At 39.9% G+C, this 11,558-nt stretch carries 11 protein-coding genes and 1 pseudogene; all 12 read right to left on the minus strand.

Translation table 11 applies throughout. The features are described from left to right. Window positions 1–7: 7 nt before the first annotated feature. Window positions 8–2,443, minus strand: a complete 2,436-nt coding sequence (locus tag CVP05_RS06545; protein WP_100288778.1) for a DMSO/selenate family reductase complex A subunit — start codon at window positions 2,441–2,443, stop codon at window positions 8–10. A gap of 193 nt (window positions 2,444–2,636) precedes the next feature. Then, on the minus strand, window positions 2,637–3,086 hold the full coding sequence (rplI, locus tag CVP05_RS06550) for a 50S ribosomal protein L9 (protein WP_100288779.1): 450 nt from the start codon (window positions 3,084–3,086) through the stop codon (window positions 2,637–2,639). A gap of 15 nt (window positions 3,087–3,101) precedes the next feature. Then, the gene (rpsR, locus tag CVP05_RS06555) at window positions 3,102–3,329 is read right to left on the minus strand and encodes a 30S ribosomal protein S18 (RefSeq protein WP_100288780.1); all 228 of its coding nucleotides are present in this window, start codon (window positions 3,327–3,329) and stop codon (window positions 3,102–3,104) included. Between the two features lie 11 nt (window positions 3,330–3,340). After that, complete coding sequence (gene priB, locus CVP05_RS06560) at window positions 3,341–3,667, minus strand: primosomal replication protein N (RefSeq protein WP_100288781.1); 327 nt, start codon at window positions 3,665–3,667, stop codon at window positions 3,341–3,343. Further along, window positions 3,654–4,031 carry a 30S ribosomal protein S6 gene (gene rpsF, locus CVP05_RS06565; protein ID WP_100288782.1) on the minus strand — a complete coding sequence of 126 codons (378 nt, stop codon included), beginning with the start codon at window positions 4,029–4,031 and terminating at the stop codon, window positions 3,654–3,656. The genes priB and rpsF overlap by 14 nt, the downstream gene beginning before the upstream one ends. A gap of 182 nt (window positions 4,032–4,213) precedes the next feature. Beyond that, the gene (locus CVP05_RS12630) at window positions 4,214–4,363 is read right to left on the minus strand and encodes a hypothetical protein (RefSeq protein WP_165773132.1); all 150 of its coding nucleotides are present in this window, start codon (window positions 4,361–4,363) and stop codon (window positions 4,214–4,216) included. After that, window positions 4,353–5,849, minus strand: coding sequence for a membrane-bound lytic murein transglycosylase MltF (mltF, locus tag CVP05_RS06570; protein WP_100288783.1), 1,497 nt, complete (start codon window positions 5,847–5,849; stop codon window positions 4,353–4,355). Before mltF ends, CVP05_RS12630 begins: the two co-directional genes overlap by 11 nt. Window positions 5,850–6,099: 250 nt before the next feature. After that, a complete protein-coding gene (locus CVP05_RS06575; protein WP_100288784.1) occupies window positions 6,100–7,203 on the minus strand; it encodes a Gfo/Idh/MocA family protein in 1,104 nt (367 codons plus the stop codon). A 54-nt stretch (window positions 7,204–7,257) separates the two neighbouring features. Next, entirely contained in the window at window positions 7,258–8,091 is an 834-nt protein-coding gene (locus CVP05_RS06580) for a carbohydrate ABC transporter permease (RefSeq protein ID WP_100288785.1), read from the minus strand. Window position 8,092: 1 nt separating this feature from the next. After that, entirely contained in the window at window positions 8,093–8,977 is an 885-nt protein-coding gene (locus CVP05_RS06585; RefSeq protein WP_100288786.1) for a carbohydrate ABC transporter permease, read from the minus strand. A gap of 88 nt (window positions 8,978–9,065) precedes the next feature. Further along, window positions 9,066–10,418, minus strand: a complete 1,353-nt coding sequence (locus tag CVP05_RS06590) for an ABC transporter substrate-binding protein (protein ID WP_100288787.1) — start codon at window positions 10,416–10,418, stop codon at window positions 9,066–9,068. Between the two features lie 23 nt (window positions 10,419–10,441). Continuing rightward, window positions 10,442–11,544, minus strand: a pseudogene (locus CVP05_RS12895) (ABC transporter ATP-binding protein). Window positions 11,545–11,558 lie beyond the last annotated feature (14 nt).

Below are 11,558 nucleotides of genomic sequence, written 5' to 3' on the forward strand. Positions count from 1 at the left end.
TTACTCCTTACAGTTTTTCCACTTGCACCAAATTTGAATGCTGCGGATTGCCTTTTGCCAGTGGTGACGGGCGTTGGGTGGTGAGGACGTTGACACAGCCCGAATGATCAATGCCTTTTTCATCGGGTGCGTACCAAGCCCCTTCACTTAAAGCGACAACACCCGGAATAACACGTGGGGTCACTTTGGCATGAATATGCACTTCGCCGCGGTCGTTGTAAATTCGCATTAAATCGCCATTTTTGATGCCACGCGGTGTCGCATCAACTGGGTTAATCCATACTTCCTGCGGGTTCGCCGCTTTCAGTACATCCACATTACCGTAAGTTGAATGAGTGCGGGCTTTGTAGTGAAAACCGCTGAGTTGTAACGGATATTTCTGCATTAATGGATCGCCAAAATGTTCAAAGCTATCGGCATGTACAGGCAATGGGTGAATCACTTCATCTTGTTTTAATTGCCATGTCTTAGCAATTTCCGCTAAACGTTCGGAATAGATTTCAATTTTGCCCGATGGAGTGGCCAAAGGGTGTTTTTCCGGATCGTCGCGGAAATCTTTGTAAGCAATATAAAAGCCTTTCGGATCCACTTTCTTGAAAATACCTTGCTGTCTGAATGCTTCAAAACTCGGTAACTCCGGCAATTGTTCTCTAGATTGTTGATAAATATGCCGTAGCCATTCCTCTTGAGTGCGACCTTCCGTGAATTTGTCTTTCACATCGAATCGCTCGGAAAGTGCGGTCATAATTTCATAAATATTGCGACATTCAAAGGAAGGCTTTATCACCTGATCGGCAAAGATCACGTAATTCATATTCGCCACGAAAGCATCAAGAGCAAAATCCATTTGTTCCGAAGCGGTGCAATCCGGCAATAGAATATCGCTGTATTTCGCTGTTGAAGTCATGTGATTATCAATGGTGACAATCATTTCGCATTGATTTTCATCTTGTAAAATATCATGGGTGCGATTGATGTCGGCATGTTGGTTGATTAAACAATTACTGGCGTAATTCCAAATAAATTTAATCGGAGAAGTAAGCTTTTCTACCCCTCGAATGCCGTCTGTCGTTGCGGTCATTTCGTGAGCGCGGAAAATGGCATCTGTCCACATAAACATTGGAATACTTGCTTTGACAGGATTACTTAAGGTCGGCATACGAATAAACGGCACGGAATAAGCACTTTCCCTGGCGCCCGTATTACCACCGCTAATCCCTACATTGCCGGTTAAAATCGGTAACATTGCAATGGCACGAGAAATCAGCTCACCGTTACTGCGACGTTGCGGCCCCCAGCCTTGAGAAATATAAGCCGGTTTTGTTTGCCCGATTTCGTGCGCTAATTTAATGATTCTTGCGGCAGGAATACCGGTAATTTTTTCTGCCCATTCCGGCGTTTTCGCAATGCCGTCTTCCCCTTGTCCTAAAATATGTGCTTTGTAATGCCCATTTTGCGGCGCGGAGGGCGGTAAGGTTTTCTCGTCATAGCCGACACAATATTTGTCTAAGAACGGTTGATCCACCATATTTTCCGTAATCAACACATAAGCAATCGCAGAGCATAAGGCGGCATCTGTTCCCGGTCGAATTGGAATCCATTCATCCTCACGCCCTGCCCCCGTATCCGTATAACGAGGGTCAATCACAATCATTTTGGCATGAGAACGCTCACGAGCCTGCTCAATGGTATAAGTCAAACCGCCACCACTCATACGGGTTTCCGCAGGATTATTACCAAACAGCACAATCAACTTGGTATTTTCGACATCGGCGAGTCCATTACCCAACGCCCAGCCACCACCATAGGTATAATCCAATCCAACTGCAATTTGTGCCGTGCTGTAATCGCCGTAATGGTTTAAATAACCGCCGATACAGTTCATAAAACGTGCCAACATCGTGGCGGAAGGCGGCCAAGATTTCGTCATCGTGCCGCCCAATGTGCCAGTTCCGTAATTTAAATAAATAGATTCATTGCCGTATTGAGCGATATTCTTTTTCAAGGATTGCGCGATCAAATCTAAGGCTTCGTCCCAGCTAATCCGCTCAAATTTGCCCTCACCCCGTTTACCGACCCGCTTCATTGGATATTTTAAACGATCGGGATTATATACTCGACGACGCATGGAGCGCCCACGCAAACAGGCACGGATTTGATGATCGACATTGTAGGTATCCGTGCCGGTATTATCACTTTCTACATAGGTAATTCGCCCATCTTTCACATGCATCCGTAATGGACAACGACTACCGCAATTGACCGTACAGGCAGACCATATCACTTTTTCTTCGCCGTTTTCCACCGCACTTTTGACTTTATCACTCGCCATTACATTAAATGGCAAACTCACACCGGATGCAACGGTAGCAAGCCCTGCTGTTGTACCTTTTAAAAAAGCACGACGACTGACTTTTGGTATAGATGAAGATAATTTATCCATAATTTTCTCCTACAGAAAAATATCGTATAACTACTGTAGAGAATACTTATAAAGAGGTATTAGACGCAATAAAAAGATCGAATTAATTAGAGAAAAGATGAGCTAGATCAATTAGATATAATGAGAATTGATTACATTTATATAAACAAAAAACCCGACATATTTGCCGGGTTTTTTACAAGAATAATGGTAATTATTCTGCAACAACAACGATGTTTAATGTTGCAAATACTTCGCCGTGAAGTTGGAAACGAACTTCATGTTCACCAGTGGTACGTAATGGACCAGTGGATAAACGTACTTCGCTTTTCTCAACAGCTACACCAGCTGCAGTCACTGCTTCAGCTACATCACGTGTTGTGATAGAACCGAATAAACGACCTTCATCACCGGCTTTAGATGCGATAGTCACTTGGCCAAGCGCAGTTAATTTTTCTGCACGAGCCTGTGCTTCTGCTAATACAGCCGCCGCTTTTGCTTCTAATTCAGCACGACGAGATTCAAAGTATTCGATGTTTGCTTTAGTTGCCATAACTGCTTTTCCTTGTGGAATTAAGTAGTTACGTGCAAAACCTGATTTAACATCAACTTGATCGCCCACATTACCTAAATGAGCAATTTTATCTAAAAGAATAACTTGCATTACCGACTCCTTAAATTACTGATGATTGTCAGTGTACGGTAACAACGCTAAATAACGTGCGCGCTTGATAGCACGAGCTAATTGACGTTGGTACTTCGCACGAGTACCGGTAATACGGCTTGGGACAATTTTGCCGCTCTCTGTAATATAGTTCTTTAATGTTGGAATATCTTTATAATCAATTTCAACAACATTTTCCGCGGTAAAACGGCAGAACTTACGACGACGGAAATAACGTGCCATTTGGCTCTCTCCTAATCTATAAATTCGATCTGCTCGGCGTGTAAGACTAATTGGCTTAAACCATTTGCAGTTTTGTGTGAGTGAATAAACCCCACCACCAACAGTTTACTACCGACCGTAATGCTTTGAGTGCATTGGTTTAATTGATTGCCGCTCACTTGTATTGCTATTTTACACCATACTTGTCGTGTAAAACCTGCCTCTTGTTGTTCAGAACGATGTTCCAAATAGAAGCGACAATGGGCAATACCGTTTGGGCCTTTCGTATGTTTCGGAAAACTGACAACATTGCCAATTAAACACATACGATTATCAATCTTCAAATTACTCTTCAGCATCCTCAAAATCGTTGGATTCAACTTCAGCTAAAGATTTGCGCTCTTCGCGTGCTTTAACCATTGGGGACGCTTCTGTTACGGCGTGCTTAGTACGAATTACGACGTTACGAAGAACTGCATCGTTGTAACGGAAATTAGTTTCTAGCTCGTCGATTACTGACTGAGGCGCTTCTACATTCATTAACACATAGTGTGCTTTATGAAGTTTATTAATTGGGTAAGCTAATTGACGACGCCCCCAATCTTCTAGACGATGAATTTGACCGCCAGCTTCTTTTACAGAACCTGTATAACGCTCAATCATGCCTGGTACTTGCTCGCTTTGGTCCGGATGAACCATAAATACGATTTCGTAGTGACGCATTACTGCTCCTTACGGGTTAATCAGCCTCCGACAATAGACCAGTCGCCAATCTGCGGAAGCAAGGAACGAAAATAGGGTGCGACTGTGAGGTGCGGATTATACCTATAATTCCTCAAGATCTCAAGAAAAAATAATGAAAAAAATGACCGCACTTTTGCCGGTCATTCCATAATATGTTTTGCTTAATTTTCTTGTTGTAACATAAACATGATCCCATGACGAGATCGAATTAATCTATGATGTTTTTTGAGTTGTTGTAAACGCAACGCTCGCTGCTTTCTGACATTAAATTGTTTCTTGGTTTTTAAAAAGTTTTTACGTTTAAGAGCCATTCTTCACTCCTGCACCATTAATGATAGTATTCGGTTCCGTGTCTTGTTGTTCTATTTCCAGTGTTTCCTGATTTTGAGTTTCATGCACTGCCTCAAGGCTTTTTTCTACATTCGCCTGTTGCACACGATGATAATTAATAATGCTGTTCATATAACGTCGAATATTTTCCACATATTGATAGGCCTCGTAACCGCGTGCATAGCCATATTTCAGCTTGCTATAATACCGTTTTTCCGCTAACAGCGGTAAATTTTTCTTCACATCTAGCCAGTTGTCCGGATCTCCACCTAGACTTTTAGTTAAACGGCGCACATCCAATACATGTCCTAATCCCATATTATAAGCCGCTAGCGCAAACCAAATACGATCTTCTTGATCAACACTATCGGGAATTTGAGCAATAAGCCAATGTAAATAATCTGAACCAGCACGAATACTTTGTTCGGCATCTGTACGGTTAGTGATATTCATACGCTCAGCGGTTGCTTTCGTCAACATCATCATGCCTCGCACCCCAGTAGGAGAAGTTGCCTCTTCCTGCCAGTGAGACTCCTGATAAGCCACCGCTGCCAACAATCGCCAGTCTAACTCTCCCTTATATTTTTCGAAAAGTGGGCGATATTTAGGTAATACGGTTTCGATAGCTTTCAAATAAGAGCGCATATCAACATAGTCGAAATTAGAAAAATGATTGAAATATTTTTCTTCAATGCGTGCGATCATACCACTTTCAATGGCGCTATTCATGAAATCTAAAAGTGCCGCCTGTAACTCGCTATATGAGCTAGTGGGTAAATACCAATGCACCGAAGATTCATCGACCAAATCGAAAGCTACCGCCACTTTGGGTTTAATCTGTTGAATAGCAGACACATCAATAGAATTTGCAATCGTATAATCTATTTTGCCCTCTGCAACTTGTAACAACAACTCTTCTTGTGTCGCTCTATCGTCCACAACCCACTGAAATTGTGGATATTGCCCCTGTAATTCAGCTAATAAATCAGATAATTGCGAACCACCCGCCACCACTAATTTTTCTTTTATATCGGCTAAAGAACGAGGACGCCATTCTCCTTTCCGATACACTAACTGCCATGATGCGGAATAATAAGCCGGCCCGATTTGAAATTGTTGTACTTTATTCGGTTGATATAATAAATTCGCCGCAGCAATATCAATTTCATTTTGCTCTAGGGCTTTAAATAAACTCTCGCTATTTTCAAATGCTCGAATATCCAGCTTAACCCCCAAATAATCCGCAAATGCCTTACTGAGTTCATACTCTAAACCGGAGGCTCCCTCCGAACCAATAAAATAAGACACGGAATTATTCACTGTTCCTACAACTAATTTTTCTCGCGCTTGAATTGCGGTATACCGATTTTGTTCAGACAACATAAAGCGTTGCCATGGAAACACCATGTCAATAGCCCAAAGCAGCAAGGCAATTGCTGCGATAACGCGTAAGAATAGTCCTTTCAAATAATAACCTTATTGAGAGTTTTTCCTGATTTTACAACAGGAATGAGGAAATGCCAAAGAATTGAGAAAGTGCGGTAAATTTTCAAGAAATTTTTTACATATTCCATGTACAGATAGTCAATCAAAAATGAGAGTTTCTTTTTTATTTAGTATTGCAACGCTTATACTAAACAAGAAACTCTCAATTATTATCCTCATTTTAAATCAAACTCGTTTTTCGCCAACAAGCCACGATTTAAATATAACTGGGTTAATGTAAAATTTCTGATATCTCAACACGGCGTTTTTCTTTTACCGATAATGTGCAAGCATCCGCAGTCGCAATAGCAGCTCTTGCAGCCTCACCGGTTAATAGTTTAATAAATTCCTCTGTTGGCTGCATACCATGTAAGATATCATTCAGGTATTTCATTTCTTTCTTCATAATAGAACTCAACCACATTGGGGTACGTTTACCAGGCTTTCCATATTGAATTGCTCCATCCATTTCAGTACTCGTATAAATACGTGTTCTATCATCATCTTCTTCCTGATTTTCATGGATAAGGAAGTAACTGTCTTTGCCATCTACTCGCAATGTACCTTTGCAATGATACATATCTAATTTAATTGCGCCTTTTGTCCCCTGAATCAGAACATAATGTTCTCCCCAGCGAAAAGCCGAACCCCATTCTAAGACGGCAAATCGATTATCATCAAATTCAAGATTTAAAAATAGCATATCGTCTTCATCACCAAATTCGGGAGTATTATGTGCAACATTTGCAGCATTCATATACACTGATTTTGGCATTCCCCCCATAAGAAATTGTACGCAATCCAATTCGTGAATGTGATGATATAAATGCCCACCGGATTTCTCACGAATTTTTTTCCATGAAATACTTGGTTGAACATCCTCCCAACCATTTCTTGCCGTATGGCAATATAACACCTTACCAATAACACCTTGATTAATAAGCTTTTTAGCATGATGAACACCATTAAAGAAATTCATCACATGCCCCGCCATAAAGGTCACGCCATTTTCTTCACAGGCTTTGACCATCTCATCACAATCTTGGTAATTTAATGCGATTGGCTTTTCACAAAAGACGTGTTTTTTGTGTTTTGCCGCCAGCAGCACAGGTTCTTTATGCAGATAATTCGGTGTAGCCACAATGACACAATCTACATCACCACTGCTTACTAACTCTTCTAAACTGGAAGCCTCTCTACACCCTAATTCATCAGCGATGGCCCGTCCATTATCAGGATCATAAACCATTGTAATTTGTGCATTATCAAATTCGTTCATAAAGCGGGCTAAATCTGCACCAAAATATCCCACACCAACAACACCATATTTCATCATTTTTTATCTCCTAGATTATTACACTTTGCGATTTGCTGACTTAACGCTGGAAAATTATTTAACAGAACCCTCAGATAACCCTTTTGCAATCTTATTTTGTATAAAACAAAAGAATAATACTGATGGAATAACCACAATCACGGAGGCTGCCATCATATCGCCCCAATCAAGAATTTCTGCACCGTTAAGCGAACGTAATGCAACGGCTACCGTCATTTTGCTCGTATCATTGACAAGAATCAGAGCATATAAGAACTCGTTCCAAGCATTGATAAAGGTATAAATTGCTGTCGCCACAATACCTGGTGCAACTAAAGGAAGTACGATTTTAAAAAAGATTGTAAATTTGCCCGCCCCGTCCATTTTCGCTGCCTCTTCAATTTCTATCGGCACTGTTTGAAAAAAGCCAACGAGCAACCACACGGCGTAAGGTACGCTAAAAGACAGATAGACAATGATTAATCCTGTTGTCGTGTTGGTTAATCCGACTTTAGCCATAGCAATTGAATAAGGAATAGCAAGCAGAATCGGGGGAAAAATATAGGTTGTTACTAGCAATCTTGACATAACCGCCCCTAATTTCGGGAAAAAGCGCACAATGCCATAGGCGGCCATTGCAGAAATCGTAATGGCTATAACAGTGGTCACTAAGGAAATGAACAAGCTATTTTTAATATTTACAATAAAATTCAGATCATTTATGACATGTTCAAAATAATCTAATGTAAATACTTTCGGCCAGAATCTTGTGGGTTCGCTCGTTAATTCTCCCTTACTTTTTACAGAAGAGATAAAGATCCAGACCAAAGGAAATATAGCAACAATCGTGGCGATGATTAAAAATAAGTGGGAGACCATATCGCCCACTAATGAAGATTTCTTTTTCATTCTATTTACTCTCCTTTTCCCAGTGGCTAATAATTTTGAAATAGATAAAACAAATAGATAGTAAGAATATAAAGAGTAAAACTGTCACCGCTGAAGAACGTCCTAATAACTTGCTTCCCCACCCCATATCGTAGGCATAAATTGGTAGTGTGAGTGTTGCATCAGCTGGGCCACCACCTGTAATCAAGTAAATAATGTCAAAATTATTGAATACCCAAATGGTACGTAATACGACTAATAAGCCTACAACTACTTTGATATGCGGCAATGTGATATAACGGAAAACTTGCCAGGTATTCGCCCCATCTATCTTTGCGGCCTCATATTGATCTGCTGGAATCGTTTGTAATGCCGATAGAATGTTGACCATAATGAGAGGTGCGCCAAACCAAATATTAATGAAAACTAAGCAAATAAATGCCCATGTGCGATCTGCTAAAAAATTTGGCGCGATATCCACTAAACCTAATTGCACAAGCATATTCGGCAAATAACCATAAACACCGTTAAGGATCCATTGCCAAGAAAAGGCAATAACAATTGTTGGAAATGCCCAAGGTACAATAAGCAGAATTTTGTATAACCACTTAAATCGTTCAACGCGATTAAGAGCTAATGCAAGCAGAAAACCGACTAAAACTTGTCCAACTAAGGAAAGCGCTGTCCACATCAATGAATGCCAAAAAGACAGCCAAAATTTAGGATCTGACAATACTGCTTTATAGTTCGCTAACCCAACAAAACTATATGTCGGCATTATCAAATTTTTATTGGTAAAACTATAAAAAATACTGGAGAGAAATGGATAAATGAACAATACAGATACCACCAATAATGCCGGCAAGACAAATATCCATCTCGTATAGTTATTGCGACGATAATACATAAGGACAACTCCTTATTCATTTTTAGACAACACTCCCCTAATACTTTCATAAAAGCATATTTTATATACTGTTTAGGGGAGCGGTTCGTTACTGAGTTACGATGGCTTCAAATAATGAATTTAATTCTTTTTCCGCTTTTTGCGCGGCCACCATTGGATCCGTTCCATTCACAACGATATCTTGGAACATTTTCTCAATGACGTGTTGGTTCGTTAAAATACCGGCTTGTACACTAGGGCCATGCTCATAACCAATCGCGATCCCTTTTTCTAAAGCCTCAGAAATAACTTTTTCTGCATGGCTAAATTGCTTGATAACTGGATCTTCTTGATATGCTGGCGCATTTGAAATACCTTCTACCGCTGGTAACATACCTACAGGCACTGCTTTGAGGAATTGAATATATTTTTCTTTATCATAAAGTGTTTTCATAAATGCTTTCGCAACATCTGGATGTTTAGACGCTTTCCAAACCACCATTGGAATATTCGCGCGCTCAATACCCATTTCCGGATCCGTTTCTTTCATACGAGGAAGAGGATAGGCATCAATGTGTTCAAGTAATTGAGGAGAATTCGCTTTTACACCCCCAATTTGAAAACCTGAATTAAAATCAAATGCGGTTTTGCCTTGATAATATAAAGTGGCTTGCTGTAACACATTGTAGTTTACCGAATCTTTTGGCGAGGTTTCTTTATACATTTTCACCCAATATTGAATCCCCTCTTGAGCAATCGGACTCGTTAAATTGACTTTCAAATCTTTTGTCAACAAGCTTTCCCCTGCGCTTCTAACATAAAAGTTTAAAAAACGGGTCGCCATAAAATCATTGCTTCCCATCGGTACTGAAAGCCCATAAACGCCATCTTTAGTGAGAACTTTTGCGGCATGATATAACTCGTCCCATGTTTTTGGTACAGACAAATTATTCGCAGCAAGCAAATCTTTTCGAACCCACATCACTTGTGCGTGAGAATATAGCGGAATAGAATAATTTTCACCTTTCACGGTCCCTTCATCAATTGCCCCTTGAGCAAATTTGTCTCGCCCAATACTATCAATGAGATCACCGATGGGTTGCAATGCACCAAAATTTATCATTTCAATAACATGATTTGGTAATGCCGTACTCATATCGGGAACATTGCCAGAAGACAATCCCGTCGTCCATTTTGTATAAAAGTCATTCCAAGAAAATGTCTCAATTTTAATTTTGACTTTAGGATGCTTATCCTCAAACTCCTTAGCAGCCTGTTGGATAACCTCTAAACGCGGACCTTGCGTAAAAGAGTGCCAAAACGTGATATTACCTGCCAACTCTTGACCGTCTTTAGGCATTCCTGTATTAATTTGCACAGAACTCTTATCATCACAACCAAATAAGATAAAGGTTCCAGCTATGATAGGGAGTAATGTCGAAAACCATTTCTTAAGTTTCATAATGCCGTCTCCTATATTGAATACTATAACTGTAATAGTGAAATTTCTGTTTGCGGATCGAAGAGATGTATATGCTGCATATCAAAAACCAATTGGATAGATTGCCCCATAACAATATCTTGATGTGAATGCACAACCGCCTTTATTGGCTGGCCATCTATATCTGTATGCAAAATATATTCCGCCCCTAACAACTCAGCCACATTAACTTGCGTAAAAATCACAGCCTCTTTATAAATCTCAAGCATTCTTGGATCATTAGAAATATTTTCAGGCCGAATACCTAAAATCATTTCTTTGCCCTCAAATCCTTTTTCTTTGATAAGCGCATACCACTTATCCGGAATCAATAAAGAAAGATTTTCAGTACAAAAATACTGTTCACGAATAATACCGCTTACAAAATTCATTGTCGGAGCACCAATAAATCCCGCAACAAATAAATTATTAGGGTGATTATAAATTTCCTTTGGAGAGCCTATCTGCTGTACCACACCATTTTTCATTACGACAATGCGATCAGCCATTGTCATCGCTTCCGTTTGATCGTGTGTAACATAAATAGTCGTTGCATTGAGTTTTTTATGGATACGAATAATTTCCGCACGCATATTGCCACGCAATTTAGCATCTAAATTAGAAAGAGGTTCATCCATTAAAAAACCTTAGGAGAACGGACAATTGTTCTTCCTAAAGCAACACGCTGGCGCTGTCCACCTGATAACGCCTTAGGTTTACGATTAAGTAATTGTTCAAGCCCCAAAATTTTCGCAGCTTCTTTCACTTTAAAATCAATATCTTCTTTAGAAAAGTTGCGTAGCTTCAAAGCAAATGCCATGTTGTCATAAACCGACATATGCGGATATAACGCATAAGATTGGAAAACCATTGCAATATCACGATCTTTAGCTTCGATATCATTCATCAACACATGATCAATATAAAATTCACCATCTGTAATATCATCTAATCCTGCAATCATTCTTAATGTTGTTGATTTCCCACAACCAGAAGGGCCTACGAGAGCGATAAACTCTTTATCTTGTACTTCAAGATTAACGTTTTGAACGGCTTCAAAACCATTATCATATCGCTTACAGATATTTTTCAGTGATAGTGTTGCCATATACCCACCTTTTT

It is taken from the genome of Conservatibacter flavescens (genome assembly GCF_002795425.1).
GTDB classification, from domain to species: domain Bacteria; phylum Pseudomonadota; class Gammaproteobacteria; order Enterobacterales; family Pasteurellaceae; genus Conservatibacter; species Conservatibacter flavescens.

Bases quoted from the DNA above. Each gene is read 5' to 3' on its own strand.
- CVP05_RS06545 (WP_100288778.1), bottom strand. From the start codon at position 2,443: ATGGATAAATTATCTTCATCTATACCAAAAGTCAGTCGTCGTGCTTTT.
- rplI (WP_100288779.1), bottom strand. From the start codon at position 3,086: ATGCAAGTTATTCTTTTAGATAAAATTGCTCATTTAGGTAATGTGGGC.
- rpsR (WP_100288780.1), bottom strand. From the start codon at position 3,329: ATGGCACGTTATTTCCGTCGTCGTAAGTTCTGCCGTTTTACCGCGGAA.
- priB (WP_100288781.1), bottom strand. From the start codon at position 3,667: ATGCTGAAGAGTAATTTGAAGATTGATAATCGTATGTGTTTAATTGGC.
- rpsF (WP_100288782.1), bottom strand. From the start codon at position 4,031: ATGCGTCACTACGAAATCGTATTTATGGTTCATCCGGACCAAAGCGAG.
- CVP05_RS12630 (WP_165773132.1), bottom strand. From the start codon at position 4,363: ATGGCTCTTAAACGTAAAAACTTTTTAAAAACCAAGAAACAATTTAAT.
- CVP05_RS06575 (WP_100288784.1), bottom strand. From the start codon at position 7,203: ATGATGAAATATGGTGTTGTTGGTGTGGGATATTTTGGTGCAGATTTA.
- CVP05_RS06580 (WP_100288785.1), bottom strand. From the start codon at position 8,091: ATGAAAAAGAAATCTTCATTAGTGGGCGATATGGTCTCCCACTTATTT.
- CVP05_RS06585 (WP_100288786.1), bottom strand. From the start codon at position 8,977: ATGTATTATCGTCGCAATAACTATACGAGATGGATATTTGTCTTGCCG.
- CVP05_RS06590 (WP_100288787.1), bottom strand. From the start codon at position 10,418: ATGAAACTTAAGAAATGGTTTTCGACATTACTCCCTATCATAGCTGGA.